Below are 18,821 nucleotides of genomic sequence, written 5' to 3'. Positions count from 1 at the left end.
GGAAAAAGCATCCCCAGAGGCACTCTTGGGATGCTTTTTCCTGTGCCCGGCGTCTGTGGGGGAATACTTGGAGTCATGGGACTTCGGGACGTGCTTGTACCGGAGCGTACGGACACCGCTGCGACGACGCGGATCGGCATCGCCGGTCGCTCCTGGCCGTGGTGGATGGTCGTGCTCGGCGTCTACCTCGCGTCCCGCGTGCTCACGACCGTGTTCATGGCAGGGATGTTCGTGGTCGCGACCGCCGAACACTGGACCTTCGCCAGCCCTCGCAGCAACCCCGACTTCTTCACCTTCTCCGGTTCGTGGGACTCCTCGTACTACAAGCAGATCGCAACCCAGGGTTACCCGACATCGATCCCGACCGACTCCGACGGAAACGTCGAACCGAACGCGTGGGCGTTCCTCCCGCTGTTCCCCCTGATCGCGCGGGCCGTGATGGTGGTCACCGGCCTCGGGTTCTACCCGGCGGGCGTGATCGTCGCCGTCGTGTTCGGTGCCGTGGCCGCCCTCCTGCTCTACCGGCTGGTGGCGTCGGTGGTCGGGGCGACGTCGGGCCTGTGGGCGGCCATCCTGTTCTGTTTCGGACCCCTCTCGTTCGTGCTGCAGATCGCCTATGCCGAAAGCCTGTTCTTCGCCCTGATGTTCGCGGGCCTGTGGGCGGCGATGGCGCGAAGATACTGGCTGGTGATCCCGTTCGGCGTCGCGGCAGCGTTCACGAAACCCGGAGCGCTCGCCATCCCGCTCATGCTGGCGATCGTCTTCGTGGTGCGGCTGCTCCGCCGGCGCAGGGACCCGTCCGGGCAACCGTTCCGGCGCCGGGAGCGCATCGCGGTCGTGGCGGCCGGGGTGTCGACGGCGGTGGCCGGGCTCGCGTGGCCGCTCATCGCATCCGCCGTCACCGGGTTTCCGGGCGCCTACCTGCAGACCGAGCTGTCGTGGTGGACCGGGTTCGTAGGGCGGGTGGCGTTCATACCGCTCACACCGTGGTTCATGCTGACGGTGAAGTACGCGAGCGTCTTCGGGGCGCTACTGGTGTTCGCGGTGATCGTCGGGTTCGTCTGGATGCTGACCCGCCCATCCGTGCGCGCGCTCGGCACCGAAGTGATCGCATACGCCGCCAGCTTCGGGCTCTACCTGTTCGCGGTGTTCCTTCCCCAGCAGAGCCTCTTCCGGCTGCTGCTTCCGTTGTCGCCGCTGCTCGGTGCCCCAGGGCTGACGCACTCGCGCCGCGCGAGGAGCATCGTGCTCGGCGCCGGGATCGCACTGCAGCCGGTCGCCATCCTGCTGCTCTGGTTCCTCGGCTACCCCTGAGCCTCCCCGGACCGCCTGCCGATTGTGCAGAAATCGCTAGTCGTCGCGCGCGGCACCGGCCATTTCTGCTGGATCGGCTGCGGACATCCAGGGGATCCCGGGCGCGCGGCGGAAGGCGGTGCCGGCGATGTCCCAGCGCTCGCCGAGGGCGGCGAGGCGCGGGGCGAACTCGGTGAATTCACGCACGGATTCGATGTCGGCGGTGTCGGCGGGCGGCACGGACCAGGCGACCTCGGCGACCGCTGCGATGCGCGGGAAGGCCATCGACTCGACCTCGTCGATGGTCGCGAGCGTCTCGGTCCACACGGGCGCCTCAACGCCGAGGATGTGCGCGTCACCGAGGCCCGGCACGATGCGCGCCGGATCCCAGACGTACGCATCGCGCACGGTCGTCGGTCCGTCGGCCCAGTCCTGGCCGAGCCGGTCGCCCTCCGCGTAGACGATGTCGAGGTAGGAGACGTCTGCGGGCGACATGATCACCGAGCCTCCCTGCCGCACGAACGAGAGGGTGTCGTCTGCGGCGTCGCCCCGCGGCGTCAGGAAGTCCCAGTACTGGCCGATCGTCCCGGCCTGCAACCGGTCGCTCGCGCCCATCTCGTGCCAGCCGATGAGCGTCTTGCCGTGCGAAGCGGCCACGGCGGATGCCCGGTGGATGAACCGCAGGAAGTCGTCCGCGGTGGTGCTCAGGCATTCGTCGCCGCCGATATGCAGGTAGGGGCCGGGGGTGAGCGCGCTCACCTCGCGCACCACATCGTCGATGAACTCGTAGGTGGTCATGTTGTCGGCGTCGAGAGTGCTGAAGCCGACCTTCGAGCCGGTGTACAGCGCGGGGGCGATGCCGGATGGGTTCAGTTGCGGATACGAGGCGAGCGCAGCGTTCGTGTGACCCGGCATGTCGATCTCGGGCACGAGTGTGACGTGGCGCGCGCTCGCGTACGCGACGAGACGGCGGTAGTCGTCGTGGGTGTAGAAGCCGCCACGCGAGCCGTCGCTGCCCGTGGACCCGCCGTGGCGGGCCAGGTTCGGCCAGCTCTCGATGTCGATGCGCCAGCCCTGGTCGTCGGTGAGGTGGAGGTGCAGGTGGTTGAGCTTGAGCGGGACGATCGCGTCGATGAACCGTTCGACCTCGTCGACGGTGAAGAAGTGACGCGCGACGTCGAGCATCGCGCCCCGGTAGGCATAACGGGGATGGTCGCGGATGGTCACCGCCGGGATGGACAGCGGGTCGGTTCCGCACGCGACGGGTATCAGCTGGCGCACCGTCTGCACTCCGAGAAAGGCGCCCGCTTCGGTGTCCGCGCCGACCCGCAGGCCTTCCGCGGTCACCGTGACGGTGTAGCCCTCGGCGCTGTGGCCCTCCGGCGCTTCGCCGTCGGCGATGACGATGGCGAAGTCGCCGAACGCGGGCGGCTCGTGCACGATCGCGGGATGCCGGCCGCAGTCACCGGCGAGAGCTTCCGCGAGTGCGCCGGCCACGGCATCCGCCCCGAAACCTGCGACGCTGATGCGCGCATCCGGCGCGAGGGTGAACGGCGCGGCGTCGTCGATCGGCGTGACGGACACGGGGCGCGGAACCACAGGGACAGCGGGGGTCTGGGGCACAGGTCTTCCCTTCGTCGGCGGTCGACCAAGCCCCACCCCGGAAAGCCGACACCTCCGCGAGTATCGCAGGGCCCCTTACATAAGGGCAAGAGGACCGAGGCCCGGGCCGACGGCTGCTATGCTTCTGTCGTCGCAACTGGCGTTCAAATGGTCACCATTGGGAAGCGACATGTGCCTTGATTACATGGGCGGATTCGGCCGCGCGCCTGGGTCGATACGGATGACACCTGTCCAAACCCTGTCATGAAGGAGCCAGCTTTGTCCGACGCACTATCCACTTTCACCGCACCGCTCTCCGAGGTCGACCCGGAGATCGCCGCCGTCCTCGAGCAGGAGCTCGGCCGGCAGCGCGACTACCTCGAGATGATCGCGAGCGAGAACTTCGTTCCGCGGGCCGTCCTCGAGTCGCAGGGATCCGTTCTCACCAACAAGTACGCCGAGGGCTACCCGGGTCGCCGCTACTACGGCGGCTGCGAGTTCGTCGACATCGCCGAGCAGCTGGCGATCGACCGGGCGAAGAGCCTGTTCGGCGCCGAGTACGCCAATGTGCAGCCACACTCCGGTGCGACCGCGAACGCGGCCGTGCTCGGGGCGATCGCCACACCGGGCGACACCATCCTCGGGCTCGAGCTGGCGCACGGCGGCCACCTCACCCACGGCATGAAGCTCAATTTCTCGGGCAAGCTCTACAACGCCGTGTCCTACGGCGTCGACCCCGGGTCGTTCCTCGTCGACATGAACGTCGTGCGCGACAAGGCGCTCGAGCACAAGCCGACCGTGATCATCGCCGGCTGGTCGGCGTATCCCCGTCACCTCGACTTCGCGGCGTTCCGCGCGATCGCCGACGAGGTGGGCGCGAAGCTCTGGGTCGACATGGCCCACTTCGCCGGGCTCGTCGCTGCCGGCGTGCACCCGTCTCCCGTCCCGTACGCCGACGTGGTCAGCTCCACGGTGCACAAGACCATCGGCGGTCCGCGCTCCGGCTTCATCGTCAGCCGCGACACCGAGCTGGCGAAGAAGCTGAACTCGAACGTCTTCCCCGGCCAGCAGGGCGGTCCGCTCATGCACGTGATCGCCGCGAAGGCGACCGCGTTCAAACTGGCTGCGACGCCCGAGTTCCGCGACCGCCAGGAGCGCACCATCCGTGGCGCCCAGATCCTCGCCGATCGCCTCACCGCAGAGGACTCGAGGGCCGGCGGGGTCGACGTGCTCACCGGCGGCACCGACGTGCACCTGGTGCTCGCCGACCTCCGCAACTCGCCGCTCGACGGCCAGCAGGCCGAAGACGTGCTGCACGAGGTGGGCATCACGGTCAACCGCAACGCTGTGCCGTTCGACCCGCGGCCGCCCATGGTGACGTCGGGCCTGCGCATCGGTACTCCGGCGCTCGCCACACGCGGGTTCGGCGACACCGAGTTCACCGAAGTCGCCGACATCATCGCGGCGGCACTCAAGCCTGCGGCCGACGTCGCCTCGCTGCGCAGCCGGGTGAAGGCCTTGACCGACGAATTCCCTCTCTACCCGGGCCTCGGTGCCTCGGGCCAGGAATCGATCGCGGTCGAGCTGCCCTCCTCGATCTGATCTCCGATCTCACCTCCGATCTCTTCGGTCGCGAACAGGGCCGTCAAGAACAGGGGCCGTCGAGAACAGGGTTCGTCCGGTTATCGGACTCTCAGAGCGTGAACGACCCTGTGCTCGAAGGATGAGGCGAACGCGAAAGGGAATACATGACTGCACAGATACTGGACGGGAAAGCTACCGCGTCTGAGATCAAAGCGGAACTGACCGTGCGGGTCGCCGCGCTGCGCGAGCGGGGCGTCGTTCCAGGGCTCGGCACGATCCTCGTCGGCGACGACCCGGGATCCCAGTGGTACGTCGCGGGCAAGCACCGGGACTGCGCCGAGGTCGGCATCGCGTCAATACGTCGCGACCTGCCCGCCACGATCTCGCAGGCCGAGCTCGAGGCTGTCATCGAGGAACTCAACGACGACCCGGACTGCACCGGGTTCATCGTGCAGCTGCCGCTGCCGCCGCACATCGACACGGATGCCATCCTCGAGCTGGTCGATCCGGCGAAGGATGCCGACGGGCTACACCCCACGAACCTCGGCCGACTCGTGCTCAACGTCAGCCGTCCCATCTCGACCCCCCTGCCATGCACGCCGCGCGGGGTCATCGAGCTGATCAGGCGGCACGGCGTCGACCTCGAAGGCAAGCATGTCGTCGTGATCGGGCGCGGTGTCACCGTCGGCCGAGCGATCGGCTCGCTCCTCACCCGCCGCGACGTGAACGCCACGGTCACCCTCACTCACACCGGAACCGCCGACCTCGACGGGCACCTCCGCCGCGCTGACGTCATCGTCTCGGCGGCAGGCGTTCCCGACCTGGTCACGGCGGCGAACGTGAAGCCAGGAGCCGTCGTGCTCGACGTTGGCGTCAGCCGTGTCGTCGACCCGGAGACCGGCAAGAGCCGCGTCGCGGGCGACGTTGCGGCGGATGTGGCCGATGTGGCCTCCTGGATCTCGCCGAACCCCGGCGGCGTCGGCCCCATGACGCGCGCGCTGCTGCTCCAGAACGTGGTCGAGAGTGCGGAGCGCGCCCTGGAGGTGGCCCCGTGAGCGATCGGACGCATCCGGCCGTCGACCGTGTCGAGGAGGCGCTGAAGGCGAACGGCGTCGAACCGCGCACGAAGTGGTTCGAGTCGGCGACCCCGACGGCGGTCTCGGCTGCGGCCGAACTCGGCGTCGAGGTCGGCGCGATCGCCAACTCGCTCGTCTTCACGATCGATGGTGAGCCGCTCCTCGTCATGACGAGCGGTGCGCACCGCGTCGATACGGCGTGGCTGGGCGCGCGGCTGGGCGGCACGATCCGGCGCGCTGAGGCCGAAACCGTGAAGGCGGCGACCGGGCAGACGATCGGCGGCGTCGCGCCGGTCGGTCACCCGGCTCCGATCCGCACCATCGTGGACACCGCGCTGGCCGGCTACCCGGAGGTCTGGGCTGCCGCCGGTCACGCCCATACGGTCTTCGCGACCACTTTCGACGAGCTCGTGCGTATCACCGGCGGCGAGCCCGGGCCGGTCGCGCCGGAGTGATGGTCGCGCCCGAGTGACGGTCGCGCCGGAGTGATGGTCGCGCCCGAGTGATGGTCGCGCCCGACCGGCGGTGCGGCCGGATTGACGGTGCCGCCGGATTGACGGTGCCGCCGGACTGACAGGCGCGCCCGGCTGACAGGCGCGCCCGGCTGACGGTCGTGCTTCAGGGCGGATGCACGCGTGTCGGGCGTGCTCTGGCGTAGCATGCGGTACGTGGCCGACACGATGACGAATCGACTGGTGCTGCACCCGATCGATGAGATCGAAGCGGAGCGCATCCTCGGCGGCGTGCCGACGTCGCTCGACGACTGGGCTCCTGGCTACCCGTTCGAGGGCGACCTCGAAGCGGTCGGAGGTTTTCTGGCGGCGACCGTCGCCGGTGGCGACCAGCGTCCGTGGGGGTACTACCAGGTGCGCCGGCGTGAAGACGGGCTGGCGATCGGCGGGATCGGGTTCGCGGGGCCGCCTGACGCATCCGGAACCGTCGCGGTCGGGTACGGCCTCATCCCGGATGCCCGCGGCAAAGGCTACGCGGCCGAAGCGCTTCGCGGGATGATCGCCGTCGCCCGGTCGAACGGGGCGTCGCGCGTGATCGCGGAGACGGCATCGACCAACATCGCTTCGCAGCGCACGCTGCGCAATGTCGGGATGCCGCGCACCGGATCAGCGGGCGACACCTGGCGTTACGAACTCGCGCTCACGCCCGCGTGACACGTGTCTGGCCGGCAAGCTGCCGTCTGGCCGGCCGAGCGTGACACCTGCGGCCGAGCGTGCCTGACTTGCCGGCCTGTCTCGACCGGAGCCGGCACCCTCGGGCCGCGCGAGCACGCGGAGCCGGCACCCTCGGGCCGCGCGAGCGCGCGGAGCCGATGGAGAGCGGGTCACGCGTCGCGATGCTCTGTGACGTGGTCGCGGTAGGCGTCGGCGTTCGCCCGGATGCCGGCCCGCTCCTCTGCGGTCAGCTCACGTCTCACCTTGCCCGGTACTCCGGCCACCAGTGAGCCCTCCGGGATGACCGCCCCTTCGAGCACGACGGTGCCGGCGGCGAGCAGTGAGCCCGCGCCGACGATGGCGCCGTTCATGACGGTCGCGCTCATCCCGACCAGCACGTCGTCTCCGATCGTGCAGCCGTGCAGCACCGCTCCGTGCCCGACCGAGACCCCTGAACCGACCGTGAGCGGGAAGCCGCGGTCGACATGGCAGGCGACCGTGTCCTGGAGGTTCGAGCCCGCACCGATCACGATCGGCTCGTGTTCTGCACGCACGACGGCGTTGTACCAGACGCTCGCGCCGTCGAGCAGGGTGACATCTCCGGCCAGCACGGCGCCGGGGGCGACCCAGGCCGTGTCCGCGACGCGGGGTACGCGTCCGTCGGAGAGCGAGATGAGCCGTGCACCTTCGTCAACCGTCATGCCATCAGGGTAGACGGAATTCAGTCCTCATAGCTCAGGATGAACTGGTCCCGCACGACCTTGCGCGACGGGCCGATCTCGTCGCCGAGCGCTCGCCGCACGTGGTCGAGAATCTGCGGCGGCAGGTCGAGCGGCACTTCGTCGGGCTGGTCGACGGTGCCGACCGGATAGTCGACTCCCGGCGTCGTCGACATCTCGACGTGGCAGCCGCGCAGCACCGTCACGTGCGCCGCGTTCGCGTCGCGGAACGCGATCAGGCGGTCGATGGTCGCGCGAAACGCAGCGCGGTCCCTGATGTACAGCCGCCCCGGGTACACCGTGTCGCCGGTGAACAGTGTGCCGGTCTCCCGGTCGAAGAAGACGACCGCCGACGGTTCGTGTCCGGGGCCCGGGATCACGTCGATGTCGCGGTCGCCGAGGCTCAGGACGACGGGATGCCCCGGCCAGTCGCGCAGGCCGAAGAACGCGATCACGTCATCGACGGTCGTGCCGACCACGGAGGTGGAGGGCCGCCCGTCGAACTGCGCGTCCCCGGCGATGTGGTCGCCGTGCGCGTGCGTGTGCGCCACGACCAGCCCGTAGTCGGCGCGCGGGTGCGAACGGAGCCATTCGCCGACGAGTTCGTCGACCGTCTCGCGGAGGGGAAGGCGTTCTGTGTCGGCGGTCGCACCGGTGTCGAGGAGCAGTGCTCGTTCTGAGCCGAAGAGCAGGAAGAGGAAAGGAGCTTCCCAGTGGGCCGCCTTCGGCTGGCGGAGCTGGATGGTGGAGGCGTTCAAGCGGGTCACCTCGAGGGGGATGCTCATCGCGAGTTCACTTCTCTCACCATGTTCACTTCTCTCTCCGTGCTCACTGCGCTGACCGTGCTCACTGCTCGCGCACCGCACCGTCGGCGGCTGTCACGGTGAACATGTCGGGCTGTGCGTACCCGTGTTCGGCGAACGCCCCGTCGACGGCCACGCGCACACGTGAGACGAGCTCGGATGGGACGAGCGCGATGGCCGATCCGCCGAAGCCGCCGCCGGTCATGCGAGCGCCGATGGCCCCGTAGTTCTGGGCCGTCTCGACGGCGAGGTCGAGTTCGGGCACCGAGATCTCGAAGTCGTCGCGCATCGAACGGTGCGAGGCATCCAGGAGGTCGCCGATCGCTGTCGGTCCCTGCTCGCGGAGGGTGCGAACAGTGTCGAGCACACGCTGGTTCTCGGTGATCACATGTCGCACGCGCCGGAATGTCTCGTCGTCGAGCACCTCGCGGGCACGGGTGAGGTCGTCGACACCCAGATCGCGCAGCGCGGAGACCCCGAGCGCACGTGCGCCGGCCTCGCAGGATGCGCGGCGCGCGGCGTATCCTCCGGTCGCGTGCGAGTGGCTCACGCCGGTGTCGATGACGAGCAGTTCGAGGCCGGCCGCTTCGAAACCGAGGGGAACGATCTCGGAGTCGAGGGAGCGGCAGTCGAGGAACACCGCCGAGTCGCGGCGGCCGAGAAGCGATGCGGACTGGTCCATGATGCCGGTCGGTGCGCCGACCGCGACGTTCTCGGCGAGCTGCCCCACCGCTGCGAGCTCCGGCCGGCTGAGTCCGAGCTGCCAGATGTCACTGAGGGCCAGTGCGACAGCACACTCGAGGGCAGCCGACGACGAGAGGCCTGCGCCGACGGGCACCGCCGAGTCGACGAGGATGTCGAACCCGGGCACGGCGCCGAGATCGGCTCCCGACCGGCCGAGGGACCAGGCGATGCCGAGAGGATACGCAGCCCAGCCGTCCAGGGACTCGGGGCCGAGGTCGGCGAGGTCGATCTCGACGAGTTCGTCGGCGTACGAGCTGCCGACGCGTGCCCGCGTGTCGTCGCGAACGCCGACGGCGGCGATCGTGCGACGGTTGATCGCCAGTGGAAGCACGAAACCCTCGTTGTAGTCGGTGTGTTCGCCGATCAGGTTGACCCGGCCGGGAGCGGACCAGAGCCCGTCTGCGGGCCGGCCGAACACCTCGGCGAACGTGTCGAGGACGCCCTCGCGCAGGTCGGTCATCGTGCTTCCCCTCCAGTGGTGGGATGTACAGGGTTGTCGCGGTCCGCGCGGGCGATGCCGTCGCGCACGAGTTCGGCTGCCCGTTCGGGCGGGATGTCGCCGATCCACGCACCCATCGCGGACTCGGAGCCGGCGAGGTATTTCAGCTTATCCGCCGCGCGTCGTGGCGACGTCAGCTGCAGCATGAGGCGGACGTTGTCGCGATGCGCGGCGACGGGGGCCTGGTGCCAGGAGGCGATGTATGGCGTCGGCGTCTCGTAGAGAGCATCGATTCCACGCAGCAGCCGGAGGTACAGGGTCGCGAGTTCGTCGCGCTCGTCGTCGGTGGTTTCGGCGAAGTCGGCGACGTGGCGATGGGGGAGCATGTGCACCTCGATCGGCCATCGCGCGGCGAACGGCACGAATGCGGTCCAGTTGTGCCCCGAGAGCACGACCCGCTCCGAGGCGCGCTCGCTCTCCAGGATGTCCGCGAAAAGCGTCGGGCCGTACTTCCCGACCGATTCGATCAGGCGCGTCGTGCGCGGAGTGATGTACGGGTAGGCGTAGATCTGGCCGTGGGGGTGGTGCAGGGTGACGCCGATCGCCTCGCCGCGGTTCTCGAAGGGGAACACTTGCTGGACGTTCGGCATCGCTGAGAGCGCGGCCGTGCGATCCGCCCAGGCTTCGATGACGGTGCGGGCCCGTGAGGGCGTGAGACTGCCGAACGACCCCTCGTGTTCGGGGCTGAAGCAGACGACCTCGCACCGGCCGACCGAGGTGCGCGACCGGCCGATACCGATCGCGGCGAGGTCGTCGAGCCCCTGGGGCGCATGTGGGTCGGTGATCGACGGACCGAAGGAGGGCGACTTGTTCTCGAAGACGGCGACGTCGTAGTTGCTCGGTACTTCGGACGGGTTCGACGGGGTCGCCGGGGCGAGCGGATCGAGTTCGGCCGGCGGCAGGAAGACACGGTTCTGGCGGGCGGCCGCGATGGAGATCCATTCGCCGGTCAGCGGGTCCTGCCGCATGGTGGCGGTCGCGGGGCGGGGTTCCGGATGACGCAGGTCGGGAGCCCGGTCCGGGGCGAGTGCCGTATCCGCGTCGTCGAAGTAGATCAGCTGGCGACCGTCGGCGAGCGTGTGCACACGTTTGGTGATCGAGGACATGGGCGCCCTTTCAGGAGTTTCGATTACGAAAGCCAGATTAGCGAAAACGAAGGTTATACGCCATCCGTGTTTCATATTGACAAGCGCCTGCCGGTGAAGCACGATGAACGGCATGGCCACGACACCCGGCGAATCGCTCCCCGCGCCCGTGCGACGGCAGCGAATGCTCGAACTCATCGGGCGCGACGGCTTCGCCCGTGTCGCCGACCTCGGTGAGGCGTTCCGTGTCTCCGAAGTGACCATCCGCAGCGACCTCGACCTGCTCGACGAGCAGCGGGCGATCCGGCGAGTGCATGGAGGCGCAGTGCTCCGCGGAGCGGGCGAACCGCGCGAACCGTCCTTCGAGGAATCGGTCGGCACGTCCGCCGCAGAGAAGCAGAGTATCGCCCAGGCGGCGGCCGCCTTCGTACGGCCCGGCAACAGTGTGATCCTCGACGTCGGCAGCACCACGGCGGCGATCGCCTCAGCCCTCGTCGCCCGCGAAGACCTCGACGACGTGACAGTGATCACGAACGGACTCACCATCGCGCTCGAACTCGAGAAGGCGATTCCGCGCTTCCAGGTCATCGTGACGGGAGGCACCCTCAGGCCGCTCCAGCACTCGCTCGTCGAGCCGCTGGCGACCGCAGTGCTCCGGGAACTCCACGCCGACCTCGCCTTCATTGGCTGCAACGGGGTGCACCCCGTGAACGGAATCACCAACATCAACCTGCCGGAAGCGGACCTCAAGCGTGTGATGGTCGAAGCCGCCGAGCGCTCGATCGTGGTGGCGGACGGCTCGAAGATCGGGCGAACGCATCTCGGACGTGTCGCCGCGATCGACGAGGTCGACGACCTGATCACGGGAGGGTCGGCGGATGTCGGCGTGCTGGCCGCCCTGCGCGAGTCCGGCCTTGCGGTGACCGTGGCCGGAGACGCCGCCCGTCGCTAACGGCGGCGCCCGTCGCTAAAGTGATGGGCATGCGCGCACCCACCGGCGACCAGTACGAACTGTCCCTCAGCGCCGGAGGGCGCGACCTGACCGCGACGATCACCCAGGTCGCGGCGGGGATCCGCGGGTTGCGGGTCGATGGGGTCGACATCACCGAGCCGTTTCCTGTCGACGCCACCCCGCCATCCGGCTGCGGAATCGTGCTGGTGCCCTGGCCCAACCGCGTCAAAGACGGCGTCTGGGAGCACGACGGCCAGGCCCGGCGGCTCGCCCTCACAGAACCCGCCCGCGGCAACGCGATCCACGGACTCCTGCGGTTCCGCCCCTACGTGGCGACAGCGCAGGACGCGACGAGCGTGACCCTCCACGCCGACGTGTTTCCCGAGCTCGGCTATCCCTTCCAGCTCGCCACGTCTGTGCACTACGAGCTGACACCCGAGGGGCTGGAGGTCACGCATACGATCACCAACGCCGGAGCGACGCCTGCGCCGGTCGCGATCGGCGCGCATCCCTACCTCAAGGTGGGCGGGGTGCCGACCGGGGAGCTGACGGTGACCGTGGATGCGGCGACCCACCTCGACGTGGACGACCGTCTCAATGTCGTCGGGCAGTCCGCCGTCGACGGAACGCGGTTCGACCTCCGCACCGGACGACGCGTCGCGGAGCTCGATCTCGACGACGGCTTCGCCGATGTGACGATGCGGGATGGCCGGGCCGCCCACGTCGTGTCGGCGCCCGACGGCCGCTCGGTCACGCTCTGGGCCGACGAGAACTTCGGCTACGTGCAGGTGTTCACCCCGCGAAACCTCGCCACGCCTACGGCCTCCGACGTCGCGCTCGCCGTCGAGCCGATGACCGCCCCCGCGAACGCCCTGAACACGGGGCGCGGACTGCACTGGCTCGCCCCCGACGAGTCGTGGTCCCCGCAGTGGGGCATCCGCCCCGCGGGTTTCTGACGGCCGACCACAGGAAAAATCACCTGATCCTCGTGGTGGCTTCAGGTTGTCAGCGCAACACCGTTGATTAGTTGGTTCAGCATGGCATGTGGGCTGCGGTAGTCGAGGGTTTTGCGGGGACGGATGTTGAGGAGGCGTTGGGTTTCGGCGAGGTCGTCATCGGTCACGTCGTTGAAGTTCGTGCCCTTGGGGTAGAAATCGCGGATCAGGCCGTTGGTGTTCTCATTGCTGCCACGCTGCCAGGGCGAGTGCGGATCACAGAAGAACACCGGGCAACCGGTCTTGACCGTGAACGCTCGATGGCCGGCCATCTCGCTGCCCTGGTCCCAGGTGATCGTTTTCGTCAGCTCCGCCGGGAGCCCTTCGATCATGCCGGCCAGGACATCGGTGACCGTGCAACTGTCGCGCATCCCGGGCAGCCGCCCCAGCAACACATACCGGGTTTGCCGTTCAACGAGAGTGACGATGCCGGAGTTGCCCGGGCCGACAACAAGATCGCCTTCCCAATGCCCGGGAACGGCCCGGTCATTCACCTCCGCGGGACGATCCGTCAGACGCGCCCCGTCCAACCAGGGCCGGTTGGTGCGGGCGGGCAGCTTCGACTGCGGAACCCGGCCGGTTCTGCCCGTCCGGAGCGCTTTGACGACCGTCAACTCGTGCCGCAACGCCCCGCGGCCCTGGACATACAAGGCCTGGTAGATCGTTTCGTGGGACACCTGCATCTCCGCCCGGTCTGGGAACACCACCCTCAACTCGCCGGCGACCTGCTGCGGCGAGAACTTCAGGTTCAAGCGTGACACGACCTCGGACCGCAACACCGGATCGGCAAGCTTCCCCGGCCGAGTCCGAGGCCGTCGCCGGAGCGCACGATAGTGAGCGACCTCCGCGTCGTAATGCTGGGCCTCCCAATGCTGCACCTGATGCGCCTGGATCTCCCGCGACACCGTCGACGGGTGAACCCCGAGCTCACGCGCGATCGCCCGCACCCCCAACGGCTCAGGCAATGACAGGGCTGCCTGAATGAACGACCGATCCGCGAGCGTCAACCGCCGATACGACCGGGCTGAGGAACCCGCCACCTGCCGACCCACGTCGACGACTGCGATGCCGCCATTGCGGCCATCCACGATCTCCATGCCAGCCAATCTGGCCCAACTATTCACCGTCGTTCCTGCGACACCCAGCCGCGACCCGACCGACAAAGCCGACTCGCCCCTCAGCAACCCCCGATAAGCCAACGCCCGTGTCTCCCACGCAAACTTCGTCGTCACAACACACCCCACACGATTGAGGTGTTGCGCTAGGAACTAGAAACCACCCGTGTTTTGAGGTGCTTTTTCCTGTGCCCGACGAAGGTGCTCAGACGTCTTCTTCGTCTCCGGCCCCGAACTCCTCGAGATCCTGCAGGCTCGGCACGTCGGCCGTGCCCTCGTCGAGTGTTCCCGTTCCGTCGGGGTAACCGGCCTCATCCGGATACTCGTACTCTCCCGGCTTGTGCTGGCTGTTTTCGGACTGGTCGCTCATAGCCGCTCCCTCGTCGGGTCGCCCGTCTTCCCGATCAGCCCAGTCTTCTCCGATCGCCCGCGTCGGGCAATGGGGTCGCCGCGAGCCGTAGCGCGGCACACCCCGCCCGGGCCAGAATGTCATCGTGGCCAGGCGACTGGTGGTGATCGGCGCTCCCTCGAGTGCCGGGAGTTACGCGGCGGGGCAGGAGTCGGCGCCGCGCGTCCTGCGCGAACGCGGGCTGATCGGGCAGCTGGCGGCTGCCGGACGCGACGTGGTCGACGACGGCGACGGGCCGCACCAGGTCTGGCGGCCAGATCGTGACCGCCCCAGGGCGCAGCACCTCGGCGACGTCATCGTGTCCGTCGAAGCCGTCACCCGGCAGGTCGGGGCCGCCATCGACGCCGGGTGCGATGCATTAGTGATCGGGGGCAACTGCACCATCGCGCTCGGTGCGCTCAGCGCGCTCTCGGCCCGGTTCGCCGAGCCCGGGCTTCTCTACATCGACCGGCATTTCGACCTGAACACGCCATCGACGACGTCGGATGGCGCACTCGACTGGATGGGGCTCGCGCACGCACTGGCGGTTCCCGGCGCCATCCCCGAGTTGCTGTCCGCGCTCGCCCGCATCCCGCTCCTGACAAGCGAACGCCTGCACCTGCTGGGGGTCGACCCTGACGCGACGACCGAGGGTGAGCGCAGGGCGCGCGCCGACCTGCACCTGGTCTGGCGCACGGGCGACGAGTTGGCACAGCATCCGGTCAGCGAGACGCAGCGCGCGCTGGCGCGGCTCGCACCCGGACCGATCGTCGTCCACCTCGATGTGGACGTGCTCGACTTCACCGACGCGCCGCTCGCCGAGGACACGGGTGGGCGCAACTCGGGTCCGTCACTGGATGCCGTGGCCGAGGCCCTCGAGACGGCCTGCCACGATCCCAGCGTGCGCGTTCTCACCGTCGGCGAGCTGAATCCGACGCGATCGGCCGGCGAGCCTGAGGTGCTCGACCGGTTCATCCGCGTTCTGGCGCGCGCGTTCGCGGCCGCTTAGCGCACCACCCCGAGACGCACGAGGCTTTCACCGGTGGCGGTGAGGGCGTCTTCGTTCGAGATCGGGTCCCAGCCGAGCATCCGCCTGGCCTTCGCATTCGTCGCGGGCTTGGCGCGACCGAGTTCTGGCACGATCTGGCGCAGTGAGGGGGCGAAGAACGCGATCGATTTCACGACACCGTCTGGCATCATCCGTTTCGGAACCCGGCGCGCTGCCGACCCGAGCCTTTCGCGCAAGACCGCGGCCATTTCCGGCAGAGTCATAGGATCGCCTGCGATCGCGAGGAACCGGTTGCCGGCAGCGGCCGGGTCGATCATCGCCCGCAGGTGCAGGTCTGCCACGTCGCGCACGTCCACCACGCCGAAGAACATGCGGGGAAGAGCGGGCAGGCTGCCGTTCATCATACGGCGCACCAGCTCGATCGAACTCGAGACGTCCTTGCCGAGCACCGGACCGAAGATGCCGACCGGGTTGACGACGGCGAGCTCGAGATCGCCGCCCTCGCGGGCGATGAACTCCCAGGCCGCCCGTTCTGCGAGTGTCTTCGACTTGACGTAGGCCGAGACGTCGGCGGTCGGGTCGGTCCAGTCCTCTTCGGAGAACGGACTCCCGTCGGCATGCGCAGGGCCATAGCCGATCGCCGCGAACGACGAGGTCATGACGACCCGTTTGACGCCGCCGTCCCGTGCCGCACGCAAAGCGCGCAGGGCGCCTTCGCGCGCCGGCCGGATGAGCTCGTCTTCGTCGCGCGGCATCATCACCGGGAAGGGCGACGCGACATGCAGCACGTAGTCGCAGCCGGCGACCGCCTCGGGCCAGCCATCGTCCGACAGCAAGTCGACCGCGGCGAATGACAGGGCCTCACCGGGTTCGGCGCCCCCGACCTTCAGCATCGCCCGCACATCGGCTTCGCGATCGAGGGATCGGACGGTCGTGCGCACGCGGTATCCGGCCTCGAGGAGCTTCAGGATGCAGTGCGCACCCACGAATCCCGACCCGCCTGTGACCAGCACCAGCTCACCACTCACGGTGTCCTCCTTCGTTCGCGGCTCCGGGTTCAATCATGCAGCCCGGACGCGCTGGAGGCGAGCGTGGGGTCAACTGGCGAGGGCGTCATCCTCTTCACGGGCCGGCGCGAGGGCGTTCGCCCACCACAACAGGTCATCCGTCATCAGCTCGAGCCGGGGCTCGAGGCCCTCCCACACGGTCTCGCGGGTGTCGGGGTGCTCAGCCAGCTGCCGCATCTGGTGGCCCAGGATGTGCACCGACGTGCGCACGGACACCATGTCGAGTTCTGCGGCGACCAGTCGCAGCTGCTCGATGGCCCGGCTGCCGCCGACGTTGCCGTAGCCGACGAACCCGATCGGCTTGTGCTGGAACTCGACGAAGAAGGTGTCGAGGAGGTTCTTGAGGGCTGCCGAGTACCCGTGGTTGTACTCGTTCGTGAGCACGATGAACCCGTCGGCGGCGTCGAGCGACCGGCCGACCGTGGCCTCCGCCTCATTCGCGTATGCCCGACGATTCCAGGCCGGGGGTTTCGGCTGGTCGAAGAAGGGGAGCGGATGCTCGCGCAGGTCGAGCACGTCGAGGGAGAGGTCCGCTCTGGCGCCGAGGCGCTCGCGGAGCCAGGCGAGGGGCAGGTCGGCGAAGCGGCGGGTGCGCGTGCTTGCGACGATGAGGGAGACCGTGGGGAGCTGCATAATCACTACTGTATCCATAGTGCTTCAAATTTCGAAGCACTTATACTGGGCTCATGCCCGATCATGGCCACGGCCGGTGCAGTCCAGATGCGATGAAGCTCGTCGCAGACTTCTGGGTGCTCCGAATCGTCGAAGAGCTCAATTCGAGTTCGGGTGGACTGCGATTCTCCGTACTGGAACGATCGCTCGGCGGCATCAGCCCGGCAACGTTGAGCAACCGGCTCCGCCGCCTCGAAGAGCGCGACCTCATCGAGCGCCGGGAGGGTGCGGATGGGCCGATCTCAGTGACCTATCGACTCACCGACCGAGGGTGCAAAGTTCTGCCCGTCATCCACGCGATCGACGACTTCGCCGACTCGACGGCCCGAGCGGAGTAATCCTCAGTCTCTAGCCGGGGCGTGATGCCGCGTTCTACACTGGGGTCCACTCGGCTGGAATGCCCAGCCATCCGTCGACGTGCCGAATGCGAGCCCGTGATGCCAGAGTTCATCTTTCCCACCAACAGGCATGAGCCCGTGGACCAGGACGGCTCGTGGCAGGGACACAAAGACCGGCATCCGCCGAGCGTGAATCCCGGCGTCGACTTCGGATGCGCGTACGGCTCGATCGTGGTCGCCGCGAAGGCAGGCACGGTGAACACTGCCGACCCGAGCCCGTCGGGCAGCGGCGGCCGGGTCGTCTACATCGATCACGACGACGGAAGCCAGACGCAGTACCTTCACCTGTCGCGCGTCGACGTGGTCAGCGGACAGAAGGTCGCGACGCGGCAGCAGATCGCGCTCTCCGGCGGGTCGGCGTTCGACAGCGATCACGGCGTCGCCCCGCACTGCCACGTCTCGCTGTACCTGCAGGGCGTCAATTCGGACTTCATGCTTCACGCGAGCGCGGCAGGCGCGCAGGACGAGAGGGCAGCGGTTCTCGAGGAGGAGGAAGAAGACATGGGCAAGTTCATTCGGCTCCCCAGCGGGACGATCGGTTACGTCGGCCCCGACGGCCACCTGACGAAACTCAACGACATGGATGAGGTGCGGTCGATCGAAGCGGTCGGGCTCGCGAAGATCGACGAGATGATCCAGCTGCCCGACACCCTCATCTGGACCAAGCTCGAGTCCATCTCGGCCCGGCTCGGACACGGGTGATGTCGGTCGTCGACTGGTTGCTCGACTCGGACCCCGCGATCCGCTGGCAGGTGATGCGCGACCTCACCGACGCCGACGATGCCACGGTTGCCGCCGAACGTGCCCGGATCGCGGACGAAGGCTGGGGTGCGCGCCTCCTCGCGCTCCAGGCGGCCGACGGCGAATGGGGTGGGGCGACGTATTCTCCACCGGTATCACGCGACCCGGACGTGCAGCCGTGGACGCCGACCGCCTTCACCCTCCAGCTGCTCCGCCTCTTCGGCATCGACCCCGCCGACGTCCGCGTCCGCCACGCTGTCGAGCTGGTGGGCGAGCACAGCACCTGGGTGTACGACGGCTCACGGTTCTTCGACGGTGAGGTCGAGCCGTGCATCAACGGCATGACGGTTGCTATCGGCGCCTATTTCGGCCAGGACGTCAGCCGGATCGTGGAGCGCCTTCTCGGCGAGCCTCTCGACGACGGCGGCTGGAACTGCGAAGCCGAGTTCGGGTCGACGCGCAGCTCGTTCAACAGCACGATCTCGGTGCTGGAAGGGCTGCTCGAGTATGAGAACCGTGTCGGCGCGACGCCGCAGATCACGGGAGCGCGCGAACGCGCGCACGAATACCTGCTCGACCGGCACCTGATGCGCCGGCTTTCGACCGGGGAGATCATCGACGAGCGCTGGCTGCGGTTCTCGTTCCCGATGCGCTGGCACTACGACGTGCTCCGGGGGCTCGACTACTTTCGGGCGGCCGGAGCGCGACCGGATGACCGGCTCGCCGAAGCGATCGACCTGGTCGAGTCCAAGCGCACGGCCGACGGTCGGTGGCTGCTCGAGAACACCTACGCCGGAGCGGTGCATTTCGAACTCGAGGACGGCGACGGCCGCCCGAGCCGCTGGAACACGCTCCGGGCGCTGCGCGTGCTCGACTGGTACCGACGCGGCTGATCGGCGCGTTCCGCAACGGC

General features: G+C 68.5%; 20 protein-coding genes and 1 riboswitch. Of the genes, 11 read left to right on the top strand and 9 right to left on the bottom strand.

Annotation, left to right across the window (positions count from 1 at the left end; genetic code table 11):
* Positions 1–75: 75 nt before the first annotated feature.
* Entirely contained in the window at positions 76–1,314 is a 1,239-nt protein-coding gene (locus tag ACPPVQ_RS16145; protein WP_426516156.1) for a mannosyltransferase family protein, read from the top strand.
* A 36-nt stretch (positions 1,315–1,350) separates the two neighbouring features.
* On the opposite strand, the gene ACPPVQ_RS16140 is transcribed toward ACPPVQ_RS16145, so the two are convergent.
* A complete protein-coding gene (locus ACPPVQ_RS16140) occupies positions 1,351–2,916 on the bottom strand; it encodes a family 20 glycosylhydrolase (protein ID WP_426516155.1) in 1,566 nt (521 codons plus the stop codon).
* Positions 2,917–3,038: 122 nt separating this feature from the next.
* A riboswitch (ZMP/ZTP riboswitch) is annotated at positions 3,039–3,135 on the top strand.
* 24 nt (positions 3,136–3,159) lie between these two features.
* Here ACPPVQ_RS16140 and glyA point away from each other — a divergent pair.
* The 4 genes from glyA to ACPPVQ_RS16120 all read left to right on the top strand — a co-directional run bounded on the left by glyA (position 3,160) and on the right by ACPPVQ_RS16120 (position 6,721).
* Entirely contained in the window at positions 3,160–4,497 is a 1,338-nt protein-coding gene (gene glyA / locus ACPPVQ_RS16135) for a serine hydroxymethyltransferase (protein ID WP_426516154.1), read from the top strand.
* Positions 4,498–4,643: 146 nt separating this feature from the next.
* A complete protein-coding gene (locus ACPPVQ_RS16130; RefSeq protein ID WP_426516153.1) occupies positions 4,644–5,534 on the top strand; it encodes a bifunctional methylenetetrahydrofolate dehydrogenase/methenyltetrahydrofolate cyclohydrolase in 891 nt (296 codons plus the stop codon).
* Positions 5,531–6,010 (top strand): YbaK/EbsC family protein, encoded by a 480-nt coding sequence (locus ACPPVQ_RS16125; protein ID WP_426516152.1) that lies wholly within the window; start codon positions 5,531–5,533, stop codon positions 6,008–6,010. Before ACPPVQ_RS16130 ends, ACPPVQ_RS16125 begins: the two co-directional genes overlap by 4 nt.
* A gap of 213 nt (positions 6,011–6,223) precedes the next feature.
* Positions 6,224–6,721, top strand: a complete 498-nt coding sequence (locus tag ACPPVQ_RS16120) for a GNAT family N-acetyltransferase (protein WP_426516151.1) — start codon at positions 6,224–6,226, stop codon at positions 6,719–6,721.
* A 170-nt stretch (positions 6,722–6,891) separates the two neighbouring features.
* On the opposite strand, the gene ACPPVQ_RS16115 is transcribed toward ACPPVQ_RS16120, so the two are convergent.
* From ACPPVQ_RS16115 to galT, 4 genes are all read right to left on the bottom strand, one after another.
* Complete coding sequence (locus ACPPVQ_RS16115; RefSeq protein WP_426516150.1) at positions 6,892–7,422, bottom strand: gamma carbonic anhydrase family protein; 531 nt, start codon at positions 7,420–7,422, stop codon at positions 6,892–6,894.
* A 20-nt stretch (positions 7,423–7,442) separates the two neighbouring features.
* Entirely contained in the window at positions 7,443–8,225 is a 783-nt protein-coding gene (locus ACPPVQ_RS16110) for an MBL fold metallo-hydrolase (protein WP_426516149.1), read from the bottom strand.
* 61 nt (positions 8,226–8,286) lie between these two features.
* On the bottom strand, positions 8,287–9,447 hold the full coding sequence (galK, locus tag ACPPVQ_RS16105; protein ID WP_426516148.1) for a galactokinase: 1,161 nt from the start codon (positions 9,445–9,447) through the stop codon (positions 8,287–8,289).
* Positions 9,444–10,592, bottom strand: coding sequence for a galactose-1-phosphate uridylyltransferase (gene galT / locus ACPPVQ_RS16100; RefSeq protein ID WP_426516147.1), 1,149 nt, complete (start codon positions 10,590–10,592; stop codon positions 9,444–9,446). Before galT ends, galK begins: the two co-directional genes overlap by 4 nt.
* 112 nt (positions 10,593–10,704) lie before the next feature.
* Here galT and ACPPVQ_RS16095 point away from each other — a divergent pair, with 112 nt between their 5' ends.
* Positions 10,705–11,523: a DeoR/GlpR family DNA-binding transcription regulator gene (locus tag ACPPVQ_RS16095; protein WP_426516146.1), complete on the top strand. Its 819-nt coding sequence runs from the start codon at positions 10,705–10,707 to the stop codon at positions 11,521–11,523.
* A gap of 29 nt (positions 11,524–11,552) precedes the next feature.
* Positions 11,553–12,479, top strand: a complete 927-nt coding sequence (locus tag ACPPVQ_RS16090; protein ID WP_426516145.1) for an aldose 1-epimerase family protein — start codon at positions 11,553–11,555, stop codon at positions 12,477–12,479.
* Positions 12,480–12,520: 41 nt separating this feature from the next.
* Here the strand turns inward: ACPPVQ_RS16090 and ACPPVQ_RS16085 are convergent, their stop codons facing one another.
* Both ACPPVQ_RS16085 and ACPPVQ_RS16080 read right to left on the bottom strand, forming a co-directional pair.
* Positions 12,521–13,750 (bottom strand): IS30 family transposase, encoded by a 1,230-nt coding sequence (locus ACPPVQ_RS16085; RefSeq protein WP_426516144.1) that lies wholly within the window; start codon positions 13,748–13,750, stop codon positions 12,521–12,523.
* Positions 13,751–13,838: 88 nt separating this feature from the next.
* Positions 13,839–14,003: a hypothetical protein gene (locus tag ACPPVQ_RS16080; RefSeq protein ID WP_426516143.1), complete on the bottom strand. Its 165-nt coding sequence runs from the start codon at positions 14,001–14,003 to the stop codon at positions 13,839–13,841.
* Between the two features lie 124 nt (positions 14,004–14,127).
* Between ACPPVQ_RS16080 and ACPPVQ_RS16075 the strand changes: the two genes are divergently transcribed.
* A complete protein-coding gene (locus ACPPVQ_RS16075) occupies positions 14,128–15,030 on the top strand; it encodes an arginase family protein (RefSeq protein ID WP_426516142.1) in 903 nt (300 codons plus the stop codon).
* Here ACPPVQ_RS16075 and ACPPVQ_RS16070 read toward each other — a convergent pair.
* The gene (locus tag ACPPVQ_RS16070) at positions 15,027–16,058 is read right to left on the bottom strand and encodes an SDR family oxidoreductase (RefSeq protein WP_426516141.1); all 1,032 of its coding nucleotides are present in this window, start codon (positions 16,056–16,058) and stop codon (positions 15,027–15,029) included. The two genes, ACPPVQ_RS16075 and ACPPVQ_RS16070, sit on opposite strands and share 4 nt — an antisense overlap.
* Positions 16,059–16,127: 69 nt before the next feature.
* Positions 16,128–16,730 (bottom strand): NADPH-dependent FMN reductase, encoded by a 603-nt coding sequence (locus ACPPVQ_RS16065; RefSeq protein WP_426516140.1) that lies wholly within the window; start codon positions 16,728–16,730, stop codon positions 16,128–16,130.
* A 53-nt stretch (positions 16,731–16,783) separates the two neighbouring features.
* Between ACPPVQ_RS16065 and ACPPVQ_RS16060 the strand changes: the two genes are divergently transcribed.
* From ACPPVQ_RS16060 to ACPPVQ_RS16050, 3 genes are all read left to right on the top strand, one after another.
* Positions 16,784–17,107 carry a winged helix-turn-helix transcriptional regulator gene (locus ACPPVQ_RS16060; RefSeq protein WP_426516139.1) on the top strand — a complete coding sequence of 108 codons (324 nt, stop codon included), beginning with the start codon at positions 16,784–16,786 and terminating at the stop codon, positions 17,105–17,107.
* A gap of 99 nt (positions 17,108–17,206) precedes the next feature.
* Positions 17,207–17,869 carry a M23 family metallopeptidase gene (locus ACPPVQ_RS16055; protein WP_426516138.1) on the top strand — a complete coding sequence of 221 codons (663 nt, stop codon included), beginning with the start codon at positions 17,207–17,209 and terminating at the stop codon, positions 17,867–17,869.
* A complete protein-coding gene (locus ACPPVQ_RS16050) occupies positions 17,869–18,801 on the top strand; it encodes a hypothetical protein (RefSeq protein ID WP_426516137.1) in 933 nt (310 codons plus the stop codon). Before ACPPVQ_RS16055 ends, ACPPVQ_RS16050 begins: the two co-directional genes overlap by 1 nt.
* The last annotated feature ends 20 nt before the right edge of the window (positions 18,802–18,821 follow it).

The sequence above is a fragment of the Leifsonia sp. McL0618 genome, assembly GCF_049994905.1.
In the GTDB taxonomy this organism is placed as follows: Bacteria; Actinomycetota; Actinomycetes; order Actinomycetales; family Microbacteriaceae; genus Diaminobutyricibacter.
This window is presented reverse-complemented; position numbering and strand designations above follow the sequence as displayed.